This window comes from Formosa sp. S-31 (assembly GCF_051172795.1).
GTDB lineage: Bacteria > Bacteroidota > Bacteroidia > Flavobacteriales > Flavobacteriaceae > Formosa.
Genome location: NZ_JAENDK010000017.1, coordinates 46,592 through 66,075 on the forward strand (window position 1 = coordinate 46,592; position 19,484 = coordinate 66,075).

Below are 19,484 nucleotides of genomic sequence, written 5' to 3' on the forward strand. Positions count from 1 at the left end.
TTTAACTGTAGTTCTCCCCAAAGGTGTCTACAACTTTGCTTCGAACCTGCTTTATTTCTTGTTCTTTATCTTTCGGAAAGATAAGCAAAACTTCGTCTTTATCAATAATTATATAATCGTTTAAACCTTCAACAACAACAATTTTATTGTCTTTAGTTCTAATCATATTCCCTTGAGCATCTTCTACCAAAGTTCTGGCATTTACCACCGCATTATTATTGGTATCCTTGTCCAATTTATCGTAAAGACTTCCCCAGGTCCCTAAATCGTTCCAATCGAATTCTGCCGGTAAAACATAAACATTATCTGAACATTCCATAATGGCATAATCCACAGAAATGTTTTCTGCTTTACCATAATTTTCCTGAATAAAACCATGTTCTTCTTGAGTATTGTAAGCAACATTCCCTTTTTCGAATAAATGATATAATTCTGGCTGATTGTCTTTAAAAGCTTTTAATACGCTGGCTGCGCTCCACATAAAAATCCCCGCATTCCAAACAAAGTTACCCTGCTTAATAAATGATTTAGCCGTTTCGTAATCCGGTTTTTCTCTAAACTGTTTTACCGATTTTATGTCATGCTCAGATTCAGTATCATATTCAATATAACCATAGCCTGTATTGGGGAACGTTGGCTGAATACCCAGTGTCATTAAAGCATCGTTAGCTTTACAAAATTCGAATGCTGATAAGACATTTTTAGAAAAAGCTGTTTCATCCTCTATCCAATGGTCACTAGGGGCTACTAACATTAAGGCATCCGGGTTTTCTTTTTGAATCTTTAAAGCTGCATATAAAATACACGGTGCTGTATTACGCATAGCCGGTTCTAAAACCACCTGATTTTGCTGAATTTCCGGTAATTGTTCTAAAACAAGATCATTATAAGCCTCATTAGTCAGAATATAAATATTTTCCTGCGGAATAAATTTATTAAGTCGATGAAAGGTTTTCTGTATTAAGGTTTCTCCCGTACCTAACATATCGTGGAATTGTTTTGGAAACTGATTTGTGCTAACAGGCCAAAATCTGGAACCTACTCCACCAGCCATAATTATGGCATAATAATTCTTGTTCATAGCGATTGTTTTTTTTAAATAATTTCTATTTCAACGTTAGGATTAAACAGGTAAATTTTTCCCGTATTAAGTTCCACACATTCAATTCTTTTTACACGTTTTTTTATTTTTTTAAACTGTCTGCCATTATAAATTTGAAAACAACTTCCTTCCGGAGCTTCAAAAACATATGTTTTTTTATCTGTACCGACATCAAATTGCTTCAGTGCAAACGCCAGAGCTGTATCGGTATCGCTTGTGGCTTTCGGATTTTTAAAATGATTGGCTAACAGTGGCAATAAATCATAAGGAAACACATCCGGATTTAAAAATGGCAACATTAAATGCTGAAACGTTCGCTTCCACTCTTTACCATGAGGTTTAATATTTTTTCCGTATTTGGAAAAAGCCTCAAAGTGCGCTATTTCATGTATTAATGTCAATAAAAACCGATACGGATTTAAATTTGAATTTACCGTAATCTGATGTTTCCCGTTCGGCAATCTCCTATAATCTCCATGTCTGGTTTTACGTTCCTGCTTAACAATAACGGTTAAATTGTCATGCTTTAATAAATTTAAAACCTCACTTACAGCAGATTCCGGAATGTATGATTTTAGGTTGGTATGCATTAAAACAAAAGTAAAATATTCTAAGTTATTAGCAATATTATTATTTGTTTAAGCCATTAAATAATATAAGTAAATTAATCGCGTATTAACGGCATAGTGGAACATCTTAAAAGCCCCTCCTGCTTTGAAATTTCGGCATAAGGCACTTCTTCAACAGTAAAACCTTGTGCTCTTAACCAATCATTCAACCGCGTAAAATTCTCTTCGGAAATCACTACATTTTCATCTATAGAAAACACATTACTGTTCATTTGATACATTTCTTCTCTAGTAATATGAAATACATTCTGTTCTCCATATAAATCGATTAAAAACTGATATTCACTTTCCTCCTTAAACCCGCCTTTGTAAATTATTGCCTTATCTTTTCCTACAGGCTGAAAGCAACAATCTAAATGCAGTGCATTATCCCTTGGCTCTGTTTTTGATTTCACCAAATCGAAATCCTTGACAATTTTATTTGGAAAAAGTGCCTTAATAAAAGCCACTCCCTGTGCATTTGTTCTTGCAGTAATATGGTCGGCATAATCACTTCCGCGATACGTACCAATAAAAATATAGTCATTCCAAAGCATTACATCACCACCTTCTATATGCACTTCTTTAGGTGGTTTAATGATTTTTTCAGGATTAATCTGAGCCAGGACCTGGTCGAGAGCCTCTAATTCCTGTTCTCTATCTGGTAGAATATTAGCCTCTATAAAACAATCATCGATAACGAATGCAATATCTCTTGCAAAAATCTGGTTATAATCCGGAATAATTTTTGGTCTGAAAACCTGCACATTATATTTCTCGAAAACTTTAGCTATAGCATCCATTTCTTTAACCATATCTTCCTCTGAAGGGTAGGTTCCTGCCTTGATATGCTCTATTGATTTTGGATCGTAAGCCTCATGAACAGCAGGAATTGGACCATTACTGGTCGCAGTTCCTAATACAACGGCTCTTAACCGAGAAGTCTCATTTTTAACATTTAATGCTAACATAACATCTAATAAAAAATGTCATTTTAATCAGTTTTCCACGAAACATTTATCGCGTTAAACAATTAAAATGACATTAGGTTTTAACTCTTCTTAATTCAGCAACTACCTTTTATCCACTTCTACAAATGGTCTTAAAGTAGCTCCTGTATATAATTGACGTGGACGTCCAATTGGTTCTTTACGTAAACGCATTTCTCTATATTGAGCAATCCAACCTGGTAAACGTCCAATAGCAAACATTACTGTAAACATTTCAGTTGGAATTCCCATAGCTCTGTAAATTATACCTGAGTAGAAGTCTACGTTTGGATATAATTTTCTTTCCACGAAGTATGGATCTTCTAAAGCTTCCTTTTCTAAACTTTTAGCAATATCTAAAATCGGATCTTCAATACCTAAATCATTTAATACCTGATCTGCTGCTTGTTTAATTATTTTAGCACGAGGATCGAAATTTTTGTACACACGATGACCGAATCCCATTAATCTGAATGGATCATTTTTATCCTTAGCCTTAGCCATGTATTTCTTAGTGTCTCCACCATCAGCCTCTATAGCCTGAAGCATTTCTAAAACAGCTTGATTTGCACCTCCGTGAAGTGGTCCCCATAAGGCAGAGATTCCAGCAGAAATTGAAGCAAACAAACCTGCATGTGCTGACCCCACAATACGTACTGTAGATGTTGAACAGTTTTGTTCGTGGTCGGCATGCAAAATTAATAACTTATCTAAAGCATCAATAAAAATCTGATTCTGCTTATATTCTGCATTGGGCTTTTTAAACATCATTTTTAAGATGTTCTCTACATACCCTATAGAATCATCTCCGTAATCTAAAGGTAAGCCCTGCTTTTTACGCATAGTCCATGCCACTAAAACCGGCATTTTACCTAAAATTTTAACTACGGAATTATACATATCCACATCCGACTCCACATTTACTACAGACGGGTTAAATGCCGTTAAGGCACTTGTTAATGATGAAATAATTCCCATTGGATGTGCTGTCTTTGGAAAAGCTTCCAAAATCTTTTTTACATCTTCGTCAACTACAGACTGAGCTCTGATGTCGTCGTGGAATTTATCGTTTTGTTCTTTTGTTGGTAACTCTCCAAAAATTAATAAATATGCTACTTCAAGAAAATCTACTTTTTGTGCTAATTCTTCAATGGCATATCCTCGATACCTTAAAATTCCTTTTTCTCCATCTAAAAAGGTTATAGCACTTTCACAAGATCCTGTATTTTTAAATCCGGAGTCTAAGGTTATAACTCCTTCTGTTGCTGCCCTTAAATTACTGATATCGATTGCGACTTCATTTTCAGTTCCAGTAATTAATGGAAAATCATATTTCTTTCCATCTATCTCTAACGTAGCTGTTTTTGACATATTTATTTTGATTCTATTTTTTATTTTTTTTTGCTGCTCGCTAAAGTACAAAAACTCTTAGGATTTTTAAAGGTAATAAATAAAGGTTTTGCCAAATTTTTCACAAAAAAAATGGCGATTGTTTAATTTAACAATCGCCATTTTAAACTATTTTAACAGATTAGAACTTGAACGCTTTTCCTTGCGGATAATAAGCGATATCTCCTAATTCTTCTTCAATACGTAATAATTGATTGTATTTTGCCATACGATCACTTCTTGAAGCTGAACCTGTTTTAATCTGACCTGTATTTAAAGCTACTGCTAAATCTGCAATAGTATTGTCTTCAGTTTCACCAGAACGGTGAGACATTACAGAAGTATACCCTGCATTTTTAGCCATATTTACAGCTGCAATAGTTTCTGTTAAAGAACCTATCTGATTTACTTTAATAAGAATAGAATTTGCAATTCCTTTTTCTATACCTGTTTCTAAACGCTCTACATTGGTTACAAATAAATCGTCACCTACTAACTGTACTTTGTCACCAACTTTTTCAGTTAAATATTTCCAACCTTCCCAGTCGTTTTCATCCATGCCATCTTCAATAGAAATAATAGGATATTTAGCAACTAATTCAGCTAAATAATCGGCTTGTTCTTCAGAAGTTCTTACCACTCCTTTATCACCTTCAAATTTAGTGTAATCGTACTTTCCATCCACATAGAATTCAGCAGAAGCACAGTCTAAAGCAATCATAACTTCATCACCAAACTTATAACCTGCTTTTTCAACAGCTTTCTGGATAGACTCGATAGCATCTTCTGTACCATCTAAAGTTGGAGCAAATCCACCTTCGTCACCTACAGCAGTACTTAAACCTCTGTCGTGTAATACTTTTTTAAGGTTATGGAAAATTTCAGTTCCCATTTGCATAGCATGTGTAAAGTTTTTTGCTTTAACAGGCATGATCATGAACTCCTGAAATGCGATAGGCGCATCGGAGTGAGAACCTCCATTAATAATATTCATCATAGGCACTGGTAAGGTATTCGCAGAAACCCCACCAACATAACGGTAAAGTGGCACACCTAATTCGAATGCTGCTGCTTTAGCAACAGCTAAAGACACTCCTAAGATAGCGTTAGCACCTAATTTAGATTTGTTTGGAGTACCATCTAAATCAATCATTATCTGATCAATTTTATTTTGTTCGAAAACAGATATTCCTAATAATTCCTGAGCGATAATGGTATTCACATTGTCTACAGCCTTAGAAACACCTTTCCCCATGTAAGTGTCGCCACCATCTCTTAATTCTACTGCCTCATGCTCACCAGTAGATGCTCCTGAAGGAACAGCCGCTCTACCTAAAGCACCATTTTCTGTAAGTACATCTACCTCTACTGTCGGATTACCACGCGAATCTAAAATTTGTCTTGCATGAATATTGATTATTATGCTCATTGTATTAATATTTAAATTATTATTTTTTCAATTTATCAGTACTAAATTACGAAAATGATATTCGAAATTTTAACAATTAAACGGATATTTCTTCAATATTTTCACTACATTGTTTTCGTAACAAAAAATCCCAAAAAAAAGCAATTTTTTTTGGGATTTTTATCATCTTATTTTTTGATATTTTCGATAAAATCATCGAATAAATAATCGGCATCATGTGGTCCAGGACTAGCCTCCGGGTGGTATTGAACCGAAAAACAATTTTTATTTTTCATTCTTAAACCAGCTACCGTTCCATCATTTAAATGTAGATGTGTAACCTCTAATTCCGGATGCGCTTCCACCTGTTCTCTGTTTACAGCAAAACCGTGGTTTTGAGAAGTAATTTCACCTTTTCCTGTAAGTAAGTTTTTTACCGGGTGGTTAATACCTCTATGCCCATTATGCATTTTATATGTAGACACGCCATTTGCTAAAGCAATTACCTGATGTCCTAAACAAATACCAAATACAGGAAGGTTTCTATCTATAATTTCTTTAGCTACAGCCTGGGCTTCTACTAATGGCTCAGGATCACCAGGACCGTTAGACAAGAAATATCCATCAGGATTCCAAGCAGCCAATTCGTCAAAAGTAGAATTATATGGGAACACTTTTATATAAGCCCCTCGTTTTGCAAGATTTCTAAGGATATTCTTTTTAATACCTAAATCTAGTGCTGCAATCTTAATGGAGGCAGATTCTTCTCCAACAAAATAAGGTTCTTTAGTAGATACTTTAGACGCCAATTCCAAACCATTCATATCCGGAATGTCGTTTAATTGCTTTTTCAGCACTTCAATATTATCAACCTCTGTAGAAATAACAGCATTCATAGCACCATTATCTCTTATATAGCTAACTAAAGCTCTGGTATCCACATCGGAAATAGCAAATAGATTATTTTTTTCCAGGAAATCTTCTAAGCTAGAATCAGCTCTATCTCTAGAAAAATCGTAACTAAAATTCTTAACTATTAAACCAGCGATTTTAACACCATCTGATTCCACTTCCTCACTTTGGGTACCGTAATTACCAATATGTGCATTGGTAGCTACCATAATTTGTCCGAAATAAGACGGATCTGTAAAAATTTCCTGGTATCCAGTCATTCCTGTATTGAAACAAACTTCACCAAATGCAGTTCCTTCCTTTCCTCCAACAGATTTACCATAAAATATAGTACCATCTGCTAATAACACAACTGCTTGTTTCTTCTTTTGATATTTCATATTTAAAACGCGTTACAGAATTGTAATGATTTTTTTCGTTTAAAAATTTCGTGCAAATATAAAAAAAAGGCCACCTTAATTAGGGTAGCCTTTTAATATTTATAAATGAACTTTCATTTATTCTTCTTCGTTAGAAGCTTTTGTTTCTTCAACAGCCGGAGCAGCAGGTTGAGCAGCTTTAGAACCACCTCTTCTACTTCTACGTGTTGTTTTCTTTTCAGCTTTACCAGCGTTATAGATTTCGTTGTAATCAACTAGCTCTATCATTGCCATATCAGCGTTATCTCCTAAACGATTACCAAGTTTAATGATACGTGTGTATCCTCCTGGTCTATCACCTACTTTTGTAGCAACATCTCTGAATAATTCAGTAACTGCTTCCTTTTGTCTTAACTTACTAAAAACAATACGTCTGTTGTGAGTCGTATCTTCTTTAGATTTGGTTACTAAAGGCTCTACAAATTGTTTTAAAGCTTTAGCTTTAGCTACGGTAGTATTAATACGTTTGTGCTCGATTAAAGAACAAGCCATATTAGCTAACATTGCCTTTCTATGCGCTGTCTTTCTACCTAAGTGATTTACTTTTTTTCCGTGTCTCATGACATTTGTGTTTAACCATCATCTTGCTTCAACCCACTATTGAGGAGCAAATTATGACAGAATTAATCTTTATCTAATTTGTATTTTGATAAATCCATACCGAAATTAAGACCTTTAACGTTTACAAGTTCTTCTAACTCTGTTAAAGATTTTTTACCGAAATTACGGAACTTCATTAAATCATTTTTGTTGAATGATACTAAGTCTCCTAAAGTATCAACCTCTGCTGCCTTTAAACAGTTTAGTGCACGAACCGAAAGATCCATATCTACTAACTTCGTTTTAAGCAACTGTCTCATGTGAAGCGATTCTTCATCATAAGTTTCAGTTTGCGCTATCTCATCCGCCTCTAAAGTTATACGCTCATCAGAGAATAACATAAAGTGGTGAATTAAAGTTTTAGCCGCTTCTGTTAAAGCATCTTGTGGTGTAATAGAACCATCAGACTGGATTTCGAAAACTAACTTTTCGTAATCTGTTTTTTGCTCTACACGATAATTTTCAATGCTATACTTAACATTTTTAATTGGCGTGTAAATCGAGTCTGTAAAAATAGTTCCAACTGGTGCAGTAGCTTTTTTATTTTCTTCTGCAGGAACATATCCTCTACCTTTTTCAATGGTAATCTCCATATTTACACTTACTTTAGGATCTAAGTTACAGATAACTAAATCTGAATTTAACACTTGGAAGCCTGAAATAAATTTCTGGAAATCACCAGCTTTAATTTGTTCTTGACCAGAAATAGAAATAGAAACAGATTCGTTATCTACATCTTCTATTTGTCTTTTAAAACGTACTTGTTTTAAATTTAAAATAATTTCTGTTACGTCTTCTACAACACCAGGAATTGTTGAGAATTCATGATCCACCCCTTCAATTCTAACCGATGTAATTGCAAATCCTTCTAAAGACGATAATAATACACGTCTTAATGCGTTTCCAATTGTTAATCCGTAACCAGGTTCTAAAGGTCTAAATTCAAATTTACCTTCAAAATCTGTAGAATCAATCATGATTACTTTGTCGGGCTTCTGAAAATTAAATACTGCCATGCTTTTGTTCTTCGTTTTAATTGTTATTAGGTTGCGCGGTTTATAAGTTTGAAGAAGTACGAATAAACCCTTTGGCCCAATACCAATGTTGTTAATTTATTATTTAGAGTATAATTCGACGATGAATTGCTCGTTAATGTTTTCTGGAATCTGAATTCTAGCAGGAACAGAAACATAAGTTCCTTCTTTCTTCTCATCATTCCAAGTAATCCACTCGTATACTTGACTAGAGTTAGATAAAGATCTCTCAATAGCATCAAGGGATTTAGATTTTTCTCTTACAGCCACTACATCACCAGCTTTTAATTGGTAAGAAGGAATATTAACTACTTCTCCGTTTACTGTAATGTGTCTGTGAGATACTAATTGTCTAGCACCGCTTCTAGAAGGAGAAATTCCCATTCTGTAAACCACGTTATCTAATCTAGACTCACATAATTGTAACAACACTTCACCAGTAATACCTTGTGCAGCTGTTGCTTTTTTAAATAAACCTCTGAATTGACGCTCTAATATACCATAAGTATATTTTGCTTTTTGTTTCTCCATTAACTGGATAGCGTATTCAGATTTTTTACCACGACGCTTGTTAGCACCATGTTGACCTGGAGGATAATTTCTTTTCTCGAAAGACTTATCGTCTCCAAAAATAGCTTCACCAAACTTACGAGCTATTTTAGTTTTAGGACCAGTATATCTTGCCATTTTAAAATTAATTTTAAGAGTGATTATGAATTAAGGTCTTAATCTTATCCTTCGATAATCGTTAATCTCTTGTTATACTTGTTGTTATATTTTTTCAGTGTGCAAATGTACATATAAAAAAAATTAATACCAACTGTAAAATACAGCTGATATTAATTTTTTTATCTGAAAGTGAGTAAATTATACTCTTCTACGTTTTGGAGGACGACATCCGTTATGTGGTAATGGAGTAACATCGATGATTTCAGTTACTTCGATACCTGCATTGTGAATAGAACGGATAGCAGATTCTCTACCGTTTCCTGGTCCTTTAACATAAACTTTTACCTTTTTAAGACCAGCCTCTTGTGCAACTGCTGCTGCATCTTCTGCTGCTAATTGTGCTGCATAAGGCGTGTTCTTTTTAGATCCTCTAAATCCCATTTTACCAGCAGAAGACCAAGAAATAACGTCTCCTTTTTTGTTGGTAAGAGAAATAATAATGTTGTTAAAAGAAGCGGTAACGTGAGCTTCTCCAACAGAGTCTACTATAACTTTACGTTTTTTAGTACTCTTTGTATTTGATTTTGCCATATTATTTTAGTTTCTAGTTGTTAGTTGTTAGTGATAGAATCCTAAACTTTTCAATTTCAAACAGATTCATCTAACAGCTAAATACTAATGACTTAATTATTTAGTTGCTTTCTTCTTGTTAGCAACTGTTTTTCTTCTACCTTTTCTTGTTCTAGAGTTGTTTTTTGTACGTTGCCCTCTTAATGGAAGACCAGCTCTATGACGAATACCTCTGTAACATCCTATATCCATTAAACGTTTAATGCTTAATTGAGTTTCAGAACGTAATTCACCTTCAATAGTATAAGAAGATACAGCCTCACGAATATTACCAATTTGGTCGTCTGTCCAGTCTTGTACTTTAGTGTTTTCGTCAACCTTAGCTGTTGCCAAAATTTCTTTCGCTCTACTTTTACCTACTCCGTAGATATAAGTTAAAGAGATAACTCCTCTTTTGTTTTTTGGTATGTCTACACCTGCAATTCTTGCCATAACTACCCTTGTCTTTGTTTGAATCTAGGATTCTTTTTGTTAATTACGTAAAGTCTACCTTTTCTACGCACGATTTTACAATCTGCGCTTCTTTTTTTAACTGATGCTCTTACTTTCATCGTATTAGTATCTATAAGTTATTCTAGCCTTAGTTAAATCGTAAGGACTCATTTCTAATTTTACTTTATCTCCTGGTAATAATTTAATATAATGCATACGCATTTTACCAGATATATGTGCTGTCACAATGTGACCATTTTCTAACTCAACACGAAACATAGCATTAGAAAGTGCTTCTATAATTGTTCCGTCTTGTTCTATTGCTGCTTGTTTTGCCATTGTAATATAATAATTAAGCTACTGCTTTTCTATTTTTACCAGTTTTCATCAAGCCATCATAGTGTCTGTTCAACAAGTAAGAATTTACCTGTTGCATCGTGTCGATTGCAACTCCTACCAAAATTAATAGTGATGTACCACCAAAAAATAAGGCCCAACCCGATTGTACGTTCATTAACTTTACAATAACTGCTGGGAACACAGCAATAATAGCTAGGAAAATAGAACCCGGTAATGTTATTTGCGACATTATTTTATCTAAGTATTCCGAAGTTTCAGATCCTGGACGAACACCAGGAATGAAACCTCCACTACGTTTTAAATCGTCAGCCATTTTGTTCGTAGGAACTGTAATAGCCGTATAGAAATACGTGAATACGATAATTAATAACGCAAATAATAAATTATACCAAAATCCGAATATATCAGAAAATTGAGTTTGTAACCATTGCCCTGCAGCAGAATCTTTCATGAAAGAAGTTCCACCTATTAAACCAGGTACAAACATAATAGCTTGAGCAAAAATAATTGGCATTACTCCAGAAGCGTTAAGTTTTAATGGAATGTATTGTCTAGATCCCATAATGTTTTTCTCATATCCTCCGGAAGCAGTACGTCTTGCATATTGTACAGCGATTTTTCTAACCGCCATAATAAGCATAATCGATGCAAATATAATTACAAACCACAACACTAATTCAATAAGGATTAACATCACGTTATTCCCCTCTAATCTAGATGCTGCGTTTTGGAAAAATGATAAAGGTAAACGAGCTATAATACCCACCATAATTAATAATGATATACCATTACCAATTCCTTTATCTGTTATTTTTTCACCTAACCACATTGCAAAGATACAACCTGTTACCAGAATGATAATAGAAGAAAAGTAAAACAAACCACCCTGTCCTAATAAAAAGGCACTTTGAGGAATCCCTAAACTTGGTAAACTCGCTAAATATCCTGGTGCCTGCACCAAACAGATAGCAATGGTTAACCAACGTGTAATTTGATTAATTTTCTTCTGCCCACTTGCACCTTCTTTTTGTAATTTTTGCAAGTAAGGGATAGCAATCCCCATTAATTGCACCACAATAGAGGCAGAAATGTAAGGCATAATACCTAAGGCAAATATTGATGCATTAGCAAAAGCACCACCGGTAAATGCGTTTAACAAACCTAATAATCCAGAATCTGTATTACTTTGTAAGGCTTCCAATTGTGCCGCATCTATTCCTGGTAAAACTACCTGTGCACCAAACCGATAAACTAATAATAAACCAACAGTTAAGATGATTCTATTTCTTAGTTCTTCTATTTTCCAAACATTCTTTAACGTTTCTATAAATTTCATGCTCTATTACGTGTGATTATAAAGTTACAGCTTCTCCTCCTGCCGCTTCAATTGCAGCTTTTGCTGAAGCAGTAAATTTATGAGCAGTTACTTTTAATTTTGCTTTTAGTTCACCTCTACCTAAAACTTTAACTAGATCGTTCTTTCCAGTTACACCTAAAGATAATAAAGTGTCTAAATCTACTGTGTCTTGTATTTTCTTGTCATCAACCAATTGTTGTAAAGTATCTAAGTTTACACCTTGATATTCTACACGGTTAATGTTAGTAAAACCAAATTTAGGAACACGTCTTTGAAGTGGCATTTGCCCACCTTCGAATCCGATTTTCTTAGAATATCCAGAACGAGATTTAGCTCCTTTGTGTCCACGTGTAGCGGTACCACCTTTTCCAGAACCTTCTCCACGTCCTATTCTTTTCCCTTGGCTTTTAACTGAACCTTCTGCAGGTTTTAAATTACTTAAATCCATTTCTCAGTTTTATTATTTAGTTTCTTCAACAGAAACTAAGTGTTCTACTTTAGCAACCATACCAAGAATATTTGGTGTAGCTTCGTGCTCTACAACTTGCCCAATTCGTTTAAGACCTAAAGCTTCTAAAGTTCTTTTCTGTCTTTGTGTACGATTAATTGCGCTTTTAACTTTTGTTACTTTAATCTTTGCCATCTCTCTTGCTTTTAACCTTTAAAAACTTTCTCTAATGAAATGCCTCTTTCACGAGCAATCGATTCTGCACTTCTTAATTGTAATAATGCATCAAAAGTTGCTTTTACAACGTTGTGAGGGTTTGATGAACCTTGAGATTTAGATAATACATCGTGTACTCCTACTGCTTCTAACACTGTTCTCACAGCACCACCAGCGATAACTCCTGTACCAGGAGCTGCAGGAATGATGTTTACTCTTGCTCCACCAAATTTTCCTTTTTGTTCGTGTGGCAAGGTACGCTTTACGATTGGAATACGCACTAAATTTTTCTTTGCATCTTCTACAGCCTTAGCAATAGCACTTGCAACATCTTTAGACTTTCCTAAACCGTGACCTACAACACCTGCTTCATCACCAACCACTACGATTGCCGAAAAACCAAATGCTCTACCACCTTTAGTTACTTTTGTAACTCTTTGTACACCAACTAAACGATCTTTAAGATCTAATCCACTTGGTTTTACTAGCTCTGCGCTTTTGTATTTTTGATACATAATTTCTTAGAATTTAAGTCCTGCTTCTCTAGCTCCGTCAGCTAATGATTTTACTCTACCATGATATAAGTATCCACCTCTATCAAAAGAGATAGTATCTACACCAGCTTTTAAAGCTTTTTCAGCTACAGATTTTCCTACTAAAGTAGCAATCTCTGATTTGGTTCCTTTTGCAGCACTAATGTCTTTATCTCTAGAAGATGCTGAACTGATAGTTTTACCAGTAACATCATCAACTATTTGAGCATAAATTTCTTTATTACTTCTAAAAACAGATAATCTTGGTCTAGCTTCTGTACCAGAAACTACTTTACGTACTCTGCTTTTAATTCTTAATCGTCTTTCGTTTTTTGTTAACGCCATAACTTATAAATTATTAAGCTGATTTACCTGCTTTTCTTCTTAAAATTTCTCCTACAAACTTAATACCTTTTCCTTTATAAGGTTCTGGTCTTCTAAAATCACGGATTTTAGCAGCTACTTGTCCAACAAGTTGCTTATCGTGTGATGATAGTTTAATTATAGGGTTCTTACCTTTCTCTGATACCGTCTCAACTTTTACTTCTGGAGCAATGTCTAACACGATATTGTGAGAAAATCCTAATGCCATATCAAGTTTTTGACCTTGATTTGTAGCTCTATATCCAACACCAACTAATTCTAACTCTTTAGTCCATCCTTTAGTAACACCTTCAATCATATTGTTTATAAGTGCTCTGTAAAGTCCGTGTTTAGATTTTTCTTCTTTTTTATCAGAAGAACGTTCAACTATAACATTTGCGTCTTCAACTTTAATTGCAACATCAGAAAAATCCTGAGTTAACTCTCCTAATTTTCCTTTTACTGTTACAACATTATCTTTAACATCAACTGTAACTCCTTCTGGAATTGCCACTGGGCTCTTACCTATTCTTGACATAATCTTATAGTCTTTAAATTAGTAAACGTAACATAATACTTCGCCACCTACATTTTCCGCCTGAGCTTGTTTACCTGTCATTACTCCATGAGAAGTAGAAACAATGGCAATACCAAGACCATTTAAAATTCTAGGTAGTTCTGATGAACTAGCATACTTACGTAAACCTGGTTTACTGATTCTTTGAATCTTTTTAATAACCGGTTCTTTCGTTTCTTTATTGTACTTAAGAGCAATTTTAATTGTTCCCTGTACAGTAGAATCATCGAATTTGTAACTTAAAATATATCCTTGCTCGAATAATATTTTTGTGATTTCTTTTTTCAAGTTAGATGCAGGAATCTCTACCACTCTGTGGTTAGCACGCACTGCGTTTCTAATTCTTGTAAGATAATCCGCTATTGGATCTGTATACATATGTATTAATTTGCGGTTTTGGTTTTCGAATATGACTTCGAACCTGAAACCAATTTATAATTATTTTTTTACCAGCTTGCTTTTTTAACACCTGGAATAAGACCGTTATTTGCCATTTCTCTGAATAATACACGAGAAATACCAAATGTACGCATATACCCTTTAGGTCTTCCTGTTAATTTACATCTGTTGTGCATACGAACAGGAGAAGCGTTTTTTGGTAACTTTTGTAATGCTTCGTAATCTCCAGCTTCTTTTAAAGCTTTACGTTTCTCAGCATACTTAGCTACAGTTTTCGCTCTTTTTACCTCACGGGCTTTCATTGATTCTTTAGCCATATCTTAATTCTTTTGAAATGGTAAACCTAATTCAGTTAATAATGATTTTGCTTCTTTATCAGTTTCAGCAGAAGTTACAAATGTAATATCCATTCCTGTAATTTTGTTTACCTTATCGATATCAATTTCAGGGAAGATAATTTGTTCAGTAATTCCTAAGTTGTAATTACCTCTTCCGTCGAATCCTGTAGCTTTAATTCCATTAAAATCTCTTACACGTGGTAAGGCTGAAGTAACCAAACGATCTAAAAATTCGTACATTCTTTCGCCACGTAAAGTAACTTTAGCCCCAATTGGCATTCCTTTACGTAATTTAAACGATGCAACGTCTTTTTTAGACATTGTTGCTATAGCTTTTTGTCCAGATATCGTAGTTAATTCCTCTACTGCGTAGTCTACTAACTTTTTGTCTGCAACAGCAGCTCCTACACCTTTAGATATTACTATCTTTTCCAGTTTAGGAACCTGCATTACATTCTGATATCCAAATTCTTCTGTAAGAGCTGCAATTACTCTGCTTTTATACTCTTCTTTAAGTCTCGGTGAATATGCCATAACTATATTACTTCATTAGATTTTTTAGAAAATCTCACTTTCTTATCGCCTTCCATTCTGTATCCAACACGAGTTGTTTCACCTTTAGCGGTTAACAACGATAAGTTTGAAATTTGAATAGGAGCTTCCTTTTCTACGATTCCGCCTTGAGGGTTTTGTGCACTTGGTTTAGTATGTTTCTTAACCAAGTTTACACCCTCAACAATCGCTTTGTTCTTATCGATTAATACTTTAAGTACTTTTCCTTCAGATCCTTTGTGATCTCCAGCTATTACTTTAACAGTATCTCCTGATTTTATTTTAAGCTTTGTCATCTTATAAGTCATTAAAGCACTTCAGGTGCTAATGATACAATTTTCATGAATTGTTTATCACGAAGTTCTCTTGCAACAGGTCCGAATACACGTGTACCTCTCATTTCACCCGCTGGGTTTAATAATACACAAGCATTGTCGTCGAATCTAATATAAGATCCGTCTGGACGTCTTACTTCTTTTACAGTACGTACTACAACTGCAGTAGAAACAGCACCTTTTTTAACGTTACCGTTAGGTGTTGCGTCTTTTACAGAAACAACTATTTTGTCTCCTACAGAAGCATATCTTCTTTTAGTACCACCTAGAACACGTATTGTTAATACTTCTTTTGCTCCAGTGTTATCGGCTACTTTTAATCTTGATTCTTGTTGTACCATAATTACTTCGCTCTTTCAATTATTTCAACTAGTCTCCAACATTTAGATTTACTTAAAGGTCGTGTTTCCATGATCTTTACAGTATCTCCGATGTTACAATCGTTAGTCTCGTCGTGTGCAACGTATTTCTTAGTTTTTAACACGAACTTACCATACATAGGGTGCTTTACTTTTTTAACTTCAGAAACCACAATAGACTTCTGCATTTTGTTACTAGTAACTATTCCTATACGTTCTTTTCTTAAATTTCTTTTTTCCATCTTTCAGCAGAATTATTGTAATTCTCTTTTAGTTAATTCAGTCGCAATTCTAGCAACATCACGTCTTAACGCACGTAACTGAATTGGATTTTCTAAAGGAGATATTGCATGTGCCATTTTCAGGTCTGAATAACTCTTTTTTGTCTCACCAAGTTTCTCTTGTAACTCAGCTGTAGATAATTCTTTAATTTCTGATTGTTTCATAACATCAAATAAATTATGCTTCGTAATCTCTAGCGATAACAAACTTAGTTTTAACTGGTAATTTCTGAGCGGCTAAACGTAATGCTTCTTTAGCAATTTCTAACGGCACTCCTCCTACTTCGAAAAGTACTCTACCAGGTTTTACAACAGCTGCCCAATATTCAACGGCACCTTTACCTTTACCCATACGTACTTCAAGAGGTTTCTTTGTGATAGGCTTATCTGGAAATATTTTAATCCAAAGTTGTCCTTCTCTCTTCATGTAACGTGTAGCAGCGATACGTGCAGCTTCTATTTGACGCGATGTTAAAAAATTCGAATCAAGTGATTTTATCCCAAAAGTTCCGTTTGAAAGTTGGTGCCCTCTTTGAGAGTTCCCTTTCATACGTCCTTTTTGTTGTTTACGAAATTTTGTTCTTTTAGGCTGTAACATTTTTCTTTACTTTAAAAAATTACTTTCTACGACGAGGTTTATTGTTTCCTCCTCGTGTTCCACCTTTTCCTTGCTTCTTAGACAATCCAACAAGCGGAGAAAGCTCTCTTTTACCATATACTTCACCTTTCATGATCCATACTTTAACACCTAATCTACCATAAGTAGTATGTGCCTCAACTAAAGCATAATCAATATCGGCTCTAAATGTAGATAATGGAATACGTCCTTCTTTATAGTGCTCGCTACGTGCCATTTCAGCTCCGTTTAAACGACCACTAATCTGAACTTTAATTCCTTCTGCATTCATACGCATTGTAGCAGCGATAGCCATCTTAATTGCACGTCTGTAAGAGATACGATTCTCAATTTGACGAGCAATACTAGATCCTACTAAAAATGCATCAAGCTCTGGTCTTTTAATTTCAAATATGTTAATTTGAACTTCTTTACCTGTAATTTTCTTAAGTTCTTCTTTTAACTTGTCTACCTCTTGACCACCTTTACCGATAATAATACCAGGTCTAGCAGTAGTGATAGTAACGGTTACAAGCTTTAAAGTTCTTTCGATAATTACTCTAGAAACACTAGCTTTAGATAGACGTGCGTGAACGTACTTTCTGATCTTATCGTCTTCGGCTAATTTATCGCCATAATCGTTTCCTCCGTACCAGTTAGATTCCCATCCTCTGATAATTCCTAAGCGATTTCCGATTGGATTTGTTTTTTGTCCCATACCTCTAATTAAGCTTGTGTGTTATTGTTAGCTCCTACCACGATAGTTACGTGGTTAGAACGTTTTCTAATTCTGTGCGCACGACCTTGAGGAGCTGGACGTAATCTCTTTAACATAGATCCGCCATCTACTCTAATCTCTTTTACTATTAATTCAGCATCTTCAATACTTGCATCTTCATTTTTAGCTTGCCAGTTTGCAATTGCAGACAATAACAATTTCTCTAAACGGTTAGATGCTTCTTTTTGGCTGAATTTTAAAATATTAAGCGCCTTTTCTACCTTTTCGCCTCTTACTAAATCGGCTACTAAGCGCATTTTTCTTGGTGACGTAGGACAGTTATTAAGTTTAGCAAAAGCAATTTGCTTTTTTTCTTCCTTAATAGCCTCTGCCATTTGTTTTTTACGACTTCCCATAGCTTACTACTTTTTACCTTTGTTTTTAGCACCAGCGTGACCTCTAAATGATCTTGTTGGTGAAAATTCTCCTAATTTATGTCCTACCATGTTTTCAGTAACATATACTGGAACAAATTGGCGTCCGTTATGTACTGCTATAGTTTGTCCAACGAAATCCGGAGTAATCATAGAGGCTCTAGACCACGTTTTGATTACTGTCTTCTTTCCGCCTTCAACATTTTCTTGAACTCTCTTATCTAATTTATAATGAACGTAAGGTCCTTTTTTTAATGATCTTGCCATGTCTTATTTCTTTCTACGTTCTACAATATACTTATTACTCGCTTTTGTCTTAGAACGGGTTCTGTAACCTTTAGCTGGTAAACCTTTTCTAGAACGTGGGTGTCCTCCAGAAGCACGACCTTCACCACCACCCATTGGGTGATCAATTGGGTTCATTACTACTGGTCTTGTACGAGGTCTTCTACCTAACCATCTGCTTCTACCTGCTTTACCAGATACTAATAACTGATGATCTGAGTTAGACACAACACCTATTGTAGCCATACAGTTTGCTAAAACTAATCTAGTTTCACCTGATGGAAGTTTAATTGTTGCAAATTTACCATCTCTTGCCATTAACTGAGCAAAAGCACCAGCACTACGAGCCATTACCGCTCCCTGTCCTGGACGTAACTCCACACAAGAAATAATTGTTCCTAAAGGAATCTGACTTAATGGCATTGCATTTCCAATTTCAGGAGCGATACCTTCTTGCCCAGATACTACAGTTTGACCAACTTGTAAACCATTTTGAGCAATGATGTATGCTTTCTCTCCGTCTTGGTAATTCAATAACGCAATAAAAGCTGTTCTGTTTGGATCGTACTGAATCGACTTAACTTCAGCTGGAATTCCAGCTTTAGCTCTTTTAAAATCGATAATACGATACCTTTTCTTATGACCACCACCAATATAGCGCATGGTCATTTTTCCTTGACTGTTTCTACCACCAGACCTTTTCTTCGGAGCTAATAAACTTTTCTCCGGCTTATCAGTAGAAATGGCGTCAAATCCATTTACTACTCTAAAACGCTGTCCTGGTGTGATCGGTTTTAATTTTCTTACTGACATTTTTGTCTAATTACATGTTACTGTATAAATCAATCACTTCACCTTCCGCCAGTTGTACAATTGCTTTTTTAACAGCATTTGTTTTACCATGTTGAATACCCGTTTTTGTAAAACGTGTTCTTCTTTCTGGACGGACATTTATTGTACGAACTTTTTCAACAGAAACGCCATAAGCAGCTTCTACTGCTTTTTTAATTTCTACCTTGTTCGCCTTAGTATTAACCACAAAGCTATAGCAGTTGTTTAACTCGCTATTTGTAGTCGCTTTTTCTGTGATAATAGGTTTAATTAAGATACTCATCGCTTCC

At 34.9% G+C, this 19,484-nt stretch carries 32 protein-coding genes; all 32 read right to left on the minus strand.

The genetic code is table 11. From position 1 onward, the window contains the following. Position 1: 1 nt before the first annotated feature. The 32 genes from I3217_RS15230 to rplW all read right to left on the minus strand — a co-directional run bounded on the left by I3217_RS15230 (position 2) and on the right by rplW (position 19,477). Positions 2-1,081, minus strand: coding sequence for a mannose-1-phosphate guanylyltransferase (locus I3217_RS15230; RefSeq protein ID WP_435050635.1), 1,080 nt, complete (start codon positions 1,079-1,081; stop codon positions 2-4). Between the two features lie 14 nt (positions 1,082-1,095). Continuing rightward, on the minus strand, positions 1,096-1,692 hold the full coding sequence (locus I3217_RS15235) for a SprT-like domain-containing protein (RefSeq protein ID WP_435050636.1): 597 nt from the start codon (positions 1,690-1,692) through the stop codon (positions 1,096-1,098). Between the two features lie 74 nt (positions 1,693-1,766). Continuing rightward, on the minus strand, positions 1,767-2,681 hold the full coding sequence (locus I3217_RS15240; RefSeq protein ID WP_435050637.1) for a dimethylarginine dimethylaminohydrolase family protein: 915 nt from the start codon (positions 2,679-2,681) through the stop codon (positions 1,767-1,769). A gap of 102 nt (positions 2,682-2,783) precedes the next feature. Then, positions 2,784-4,070: a citrate synthase gene (locus I3217_RS15245; protein ID WP_435050638.1), complete on the minus strand. Its 1,287-nt coding sequence runs from the start codon at positions 4,068-4,070 to the stop codon at positions 2,784-2,786. A 160-nt stretch (positions 4,071-4,230) separates the two neighbouring features. Then, entirely contained in the window at positions 4,231-5,517 is a 1,287-nt protein-coding gene (gene eno, locus I3217_RS15250; RefSeq protein ID WP_435050639.1) for a phosphopyruvate hydratase, read from the minus strand. Between the two features lie 167 nt (positions 5,518-5,684). Continuing rightward, positions 5,685-6,788, minus strand: a complete 1,104-nt coding sequence (gene carA, locus I3217_RS15255; RefSeq protein ID WP_435050640.1) for a glutamine-hydrolyzing carbamoyl-phosphate synthase small subunit — start codon at positions 6,786-6,788, stop codon at positions 5,685-5,687. A 117-nt stretch (positions 6,789-6,905) separates the two neighbouring features. Continuing rightward, positions 6,906-7,388 carry a 50S ribosomal protein L17 gene (gene rplQ, locus I3217_RS15260; protein ID WP_435050641.1) on the minus strand — a complete coding sequence of 161 codons (483 nt, stop codon included), beginning with the start codon at positions 7,386-7,388 and terminating at the stop codon, positions 6,906-6,908. Positions 7,389-7,450: 62 nt separating this feature from the next. Further along, entirely contained in the window at positions 7,451-8,443 is a 993-nt protein-coding gene (locus I3217_RS15265; protein WP_435050642.1) for a DNA-directed RNA polymerase subunit alpha, read from the minus strand. Between the two features lie 99 nt (positions 8,444-8,542). Further along, positions 8,543-9,148 (minus strand): 30S ribosomal protein S4, encoded by a 606-nt coding sequence (gene rpsD, locus I3217_RS15270; RefSeq protein ID WP_435050643.1) that lies wholly within the window; start codon positions 9,146-9,148, stop codon positions 8,543-8,545. A 180-nt stretch (positions 9,149-9,328) separates the two neighbouring features. Continuing rightward, positions 9,329-9,721, minus strand: coding sequence for a 30S ribosomal protein S11 (rpsK, locus tag I3217_RS15275; protein WP_027138514.1), 393 nt, complete (start codon positions 9,719-9,721; stop codon positions 9,329-9,331). Positions 9,722-9,817: 96 nt separating this feature from the next. After that, positions 9,818-10,192, minus strand: a complete 375-nt coding sequence (gene rpsM, locus I3217_RS15280; RefSeq protein ID WP_435050644.1) for a 30S ribosomal protein S13 — start codon at positions 10,190-10,192, stop codon at positions 9,818-9,820. Positions 10,193-10,194: 2 nt separating this feature from the next. Further along, on the minus strand, positions 10,195-10,311 hold the full coding sequence (ykgO, locus tag I3217_RS15285; RefSeq protein ID WP_013305171.1) for a type B 50S ribosomal protein L36: 117 nt from the start codon (positions 10,309-10,311) through the stop codon (positions 10,195-10,197). A 4-nt stretch (positions 10,312-10,315) separates the two neighbouring features. Continuing rightward, positions 10,316-10,531 carry a translation initiation factor IF-1 gene (infA, locus tag I3217_RS15290; protein WP_007094967.1) on the minus strand — a complete coding sequence of 72 codons (216 nt, stop codon included), beginning with the start codon at positions 10,529-10,531 and terminating at the stop codon, positions 10,316-10,318. Positions 10,532-10,544: 13 nt separating this feature from the next. Next, the gene (gene secY, locus I3217_RS15295; protein ID WP_435050645.1) at positions 10,545-11,888 is read right to left on the minus strand and encodes a preprotein translocase subunit SecY; all 1,344 of its coding nucleotides are present in this window, start codon (positions 11,886-11,888) and stop codon (positions 10,545-10,547) included. 16 nt (positions 11,889-11,904) lie between these two features. Next, entirely contained in the window at positions 11,905-12,357 is a 453-nt protein-coding gene (gene rplO, locus I3217_RS15300; protein ID WP_435050646.1) for a 50S ribosomal protein L15, read from the minus strand. 12 nt (positions 12,358-12,369) lie between these two features. Next, positions 12,370-12,552 (minus strand): 50S ribosomal protein L30, encoded by a 183-nt coding sequence (gene rpmD, locus I3217_RS15305; protein ID WP_435050647.1) that lies wholly within the window; start codon positions 12,550-12,552, stop codon positions 12,370-12,372. An 11-nt stretch (positions 12,553-12,563) separates the two neighbouring features. Further along, positions 12,564-13,088 carry a 30S ribosomal protein S5 gene (gene rpsE / locus I3217_RS15310; protein WP_435050648.1) on the minus strand — a complete coding sequence of 175 codons (525 nt, stop codon included), beginning with the start codon at positions 13,086-13,088 and terminating at the stop codon, positions 12,564-12,566. A 6-nt stretch (positions 13,089-13,094) separates the two neighbouring features. Continuing rightward, positions 13,095-13,451 (minus strand): 50S ribosomal protein L18, encoded by a 357-nt coding sequence (rplR, locus tag I3217_RS15315; protein WP_435050649.1) that lies wholly within the window; start codon positions 13,449-13,451, stop codon positions 13,095-13,097. 13 nt (positions 13,452-13,464) lie between these two features. Beyond that, complete coding sequence (gene rplF, locus I3217_RS15320) at positions 13,465-14,007, minus strand: 50S ribosomal protein L6 (RefSeq protein WP_435050650.1); 543 nt, start codon at positions 14,005-14,007, stop codon at positions 13,465-13,467. An 18-nt stretch (positions 14,008-14,025) separates the two neighbouring features. Further along, positions 14,026-14,424 carry a 30S ribosomal protein S8 gene (gene rpsH, locus I3217_RS15325; protein ID WP_435050651.1) on the minus strand — a complete coding sequence of 133 codons (399 nt, stop codon included), beginning with the start codon at positions 14,422-14,424 and terminating at the stop codon, positions 14,026-14,028. 68 nt (positions 14,425-14,492) lie between these two features. Beyond that, the gene (gene rpsN / locus I3217_RS15330) at positions 14,493-14,762 is read right to left on the minus strand and encodes a 30S ribosomal protein S14 (RefSeq protein ID WP_435050652.1); all 270 of its coding nucleotides are present in this window, start codon (positions 14,760-14,762) and stop codon (positions 14,493-14,495) included. A gap of 3 nt (positions 14,763-14,765) precedes the next feature. Next, positions 14,766-15,317, minus strand: a complete 552-nt coding sequence (rplE, locus tag I3217_RS15335; protein WP_435050653.1) for a 50S ribosomal protein L5 — start codon at positions 15,315-15,317, stop codon at positions 14,766-14,768. 2 nt (positions 15,318-15,319) lie between these two features. Further along, entirely contained in the window at positions 15,320-15,631 is a 312-nt protein-coding gene (gene rplX, locus I3217_RS15340) for a 50S ribosomal protein L24 (protein ID WP_435050654.1), read from the minus strand. Positions 15,632-15,642: 11 nt separating this feature from the next. Then, positions 15,643-16,011 carry a 50S ribosomal protein L14 gene (gene rplN, locus I3217_RS15345; protein ID WP_044637135.1) on the minus strand — a complete coding sequence of 123 codons (369 nt, stop codon included), beginning with the start codon at positions 16,009-16,011 and terminating at the stop codon, positions 15,643-15,645. A gap of 2 nt (positions 16,012-16,013) precedes the next feature. Next, complete coding sequence (gene rpsQ / locus I3217_RS15350; protein ID WP_111659929.1) at positions 16,014-16,271, minus strand: 30S ribosomal protein S17; 258 nt, start codon at positions 16,269-16,271, stop codon at positions 16,014-16,016. A 12-nt stretch (positions 16,272-16,283) separates the two neighbouring features. Continuing rightward, entirely contained in the window at positions 16,284-16,475 is a 192-nt protein-coding gene (rpmC, locus tag I3217_RS15355; RefSeq protein WP_435050655.1) for a 50S ribosomal protein L29, read from the minus strand. Between the two features lie 13 nt (positions 16,476-16,488). Further along, positions 16,489-16,908 carry a 50S ribosomal protein L16 gene (gene rplP, locus I3217_RS15360; protein WP_435050656.1) on the minus strand — a complete coding sequence of 140 codons (420 nt, stop codon included), beginning with the start codon at positions 16,906-16,908 and terminating at the stop codon, positions 16,489-16,491. Positions 16,909-16,927: 19 nt separating this feature from the next. Then, the gene (rpsC, locus tag I3217_RS15365; protein ID WP_435050657.1) at positions 16,928-17,644 is read right to left on the minus strand and encodes a 30S ribosomal protein S3; all 717 of its coding nucleotides are present in this window, start codon (positions 17,642-17,644) and stop codon (positions 16,928-16,930) included. Between the two features lie 8 nt (positions 17,645-17,652). Next, the gene (gene rplV, locus I3217_RS15370) at positions 17,653-18,060 is read right to left on the minus strand and encodes a 50S ribosomal protein L22 (protein ID WP_435050658.1); all 408 of its coding nucleotides are present in this window, start codon (positions 18,058-18,060) and stop codon (positions 17,653-17,655) included. Between the two features lie 6 nt (positions 18,061-18,066). After that, positions 18,067-18,345 carry a 30S ribosomal protein S19 gene (gene rpsS, locus I3217_RS15375; RefSeq protein WP_057783963.1) on the minus strand — a complete coding sequence of 93 codons (279 nt, stop codon included), beginning with the start codon at positions 18,343-18,345 and terminating at the stop codon, positions 18,067-18,069. Between the two features lie 3 nt (positions 18,346-18,348). After that, the gene (rplB, locus tag I3217_RS15380) at positions 18,349-19,176 is read right to left on the minus strand and encodes a 50S ribosomal protein L2 (protein ID WP_435050659.1); all 828 of its coding nucleotides are present in this window, start codon (positions 19,174-19,176) and stop codon (positions 18,349-18,351) included. 10 nt (positions 19,177-19,186) lie between these two features. Then, on the minus strand, positions 19,187-19,477 hold the full coding sequence (gene rplW / locus I3217_RS15385; RefSeq protein ID WP_435050660.1) for a 50S ribosomal protein L23: 291 nt from the start codon (positions 19,475-19,477) through the stop codon (positions 19,187-19,189). Between the last annotated feature and the right edge of the window lie 7 nt (positions 19,478-19,484).

What these genes read in the sequence shown, in the direction of transcription:
- rpsH (WP_435050651.1), bottom strand. Translation starts at nt 14,424, where the DNA reads ATGTATACAGATCCAATAGCGGATTATCTTACAAGAATTAGAAACGCA.
- carA (WP_435050640.1), bottom strand. Translation starts at nt 6,788, where the DNA reads ATGAAATATCAAAAGAAGAAACAAGCAGTTGTGTTATTAGCAGATGGT.
- rpsC (WP_435050657.1), bottom strand. Translation starts at nt 17,644, where the DNA reads ATGGGACAAAAAACAAATCCAATCGGAAATCGCTTAGGAATTATCAGA.
- secY (WP_435050645.1), bottom strand. Translation starts at nt 11,888, where the DNA reads ATGAAATTTATAGAAACGTTAAAGAATGTTTGGAAAATAGAAGAACTA.
- rplW (WP_435050660.1), bottom strand. Translation starts at nt 19,477, where the DNA reads ATGAGTATCTTAATTAAACCTATTATCACAGAAAAAGCGACTACAAAT.
- rplV (WP_435050658.1), bottom strand. Translation starts at nt 18,060, where the DNA reads ATGGGAAGTCGTAAAAAACAAATGGCAGAGGCTATTAAGGAAGAAAAA.
- I3217_RS15265 (WP_435050642.1), bottom strand. Translation starts at nt 8,443, where the DNA reads ATGGCAGTATTTAATTTTCAGAAGCCCGACAAAGTAATCATGATTGAT.
- rpsD (WP_435050643.1), bottom strand. Translation starts at nt 9,148, where the DNA reads ATGGCAAGATATACTGGTCCTAAAACTAAAATAGCTCGTAAGTTTGGT.
- rplF (WP_435050650.1), bottom strand. Translation starts at nt 14,007, where the DNA reads ATGTCAAGAATAGGTAAGAGCCCAGTGGCAATTCCAGAAGGAGTTACA.
- rpsQ (WP_111659929.1), bottom strand. Translation starts at nt 16,271, where the DNA reads ATGGAAAAAAGAAATTTAAGAAAAGAACGTATAGGAATAGTTACTAGT.
- rplO (WP_435050646.1), bottom strand. Translation starts at nt 12,357, where the DNA reads ATGGATTTAAGTAATTTAAAACCTGCAGAAGGTTCAGTTAAAAGCCAA.
- rplX (WP_435050654.1), bottom strand. Translation starts at nt 15,631, where the DNA reads ATGACAAAGCTTAAAATAAAATCAGGAGATACTGTTAAAGTAATAGCT.
- rplE (WP_435050653.1), bottom strand. Translation starts at nt 15,317, where the DNA reads ATGGCATATTCACCGAGACTTAAAGAAGAGTATAAAAGCAGAGTAATT.
- rpsS (WP_057783963.1), bottom strand. Translation starts at nt 18,345, where the DNA reads ATGGCAAGATCATTAAAAAAAGGACCTTACGTTCATTATAAATTAGAT.
- rplQ (WP_435050641.1), bottom strand. Translation starts at nt 7,388, where the DNA reads ATGAGACACGGAAAAAAAGTAAATCACTTAGGTAGAAAGACAGCGCAT.
- rpmC (WP_435050655.1), bottom strand. Translation starts at nt 16,475, where the DNA reads ATGAAACAATCAGAAATTAAAGAATTATCTACAGCTGAGTTACAAGAG.
- eno (WP_435050639.1), bottom strand. Translation starts at nt 5,517, where the DNA reads ATGAGCATAATAATCAATATTCATGCAAGACAAATTTTAGATTCGCGT.
- rpsN (WP_435050652.1), bottom strand. Translation starts at nt 14,762, where the DNA reads ATGGCTAAAGAATCAATGAAAGCCCGTGAGGTAAAAAGAGCGAAAACT.
- I3217_RS15230 (WP_435050635.1), bottom strand. Translation starts at nt 1,081, where the DNA reads ATGAACAAGAATTATTATGCCATAATTATGGCTGGTGGAGTAGGTTCC.
- rpsE (WP_435050648.1), bottom strand. Translation starts at nt 13,088, where the DNA reads ATGTATCAAAAATACAAAAGCGCAGAGCTAGTAAAACCAAGTGGATTA.
- I3217_RS15245 (WP_435050638.1), bottom strand. Translation starts at nt 4,070, where the DNA reads ATGTCAAAAACAGCTACGTTAGAGATAGATGGAAAGAAATATGATTTT.
- rplR (WP_435050649.1), bottom strand. Translation starts at nt 13,451, where the DNA reads ATGGCGTTAACAAAAAACGAAAGACGATTAAGAATTAAAAGCAGAGTA.
- I3217_RS15240 (WP_435050637.1), bottom strand. Translation starts at nt 2,681, where the DNA reads ATGTTAGCATTAAATGTTAAAAATGAGACTTCTCGGTTAAGAGCCGTT.
- rpsM (WP_435050644.1), bottom strand. Translation starts at nt 10,192, where the DNA reads ATGGCAAGAATTGCAGGTGTAGACATACCAAAAAACAAAAGAGGAGTT.
- rplB (WP_435050659.1), bottom strand. Translation starts at nt 19,176, where the DNA reads ATGTCAGTAAGAAAATTAAAACCGATCACACCAGGACAGCGTTTTAGA.
- rplP (WP_435050656.1), bottom strand. Translation starts at nt 16,908, where the DNA reads ATGTTACAGCCTAAAAGAACAAAATTTCGTAAACAACAAAAAGGACGT.
- rpsK (WP_027138514.1), bottom strand. Translation starts at nt 9,721, where the DNA reads ATGGCAAAATCAAATACAAAGAGTACTAAAAAACGTAAAGTTATAGTA.
- ykgO (WP_013305171.1), bottom strand. Translation starts at nt 10,311, where the DNA reads ATGAAAGTAAGAGCATCAGTTAAAAAAAGAAGCGCAGATTGTAAAATC.
- I3217_RS15235 (WP_435050636.1), bottom strand. Translation starts at nt 1,692, where the DNA reads ATGCATACCAACCTAAAATCATACATTCCGGAATCTGCTGTAAGTGAG.
- rplN (WP_044637135.1), bottom strand. Translation starts at nt 16,011, where the DNA reads ATGGTACAACAAGAATCAAGATTAAAAGTAGCCGATAACACTGGAGCA.
- rpmD (WP_435050647.1), bottom strand. Translation starts at nt 12,552, where the DNA reads ATGGCAAAGATTAAAGTAACAAAAGTTAAAAGCGCAATTAATCGTACA.
- infA (WP_007094967.1), bottom strand. Translation starts at nt 10,531, where the DNA reads ATGGCAAAACAAGCAGCAATAGAACAAGACGGAACAATTATAGAAGCA.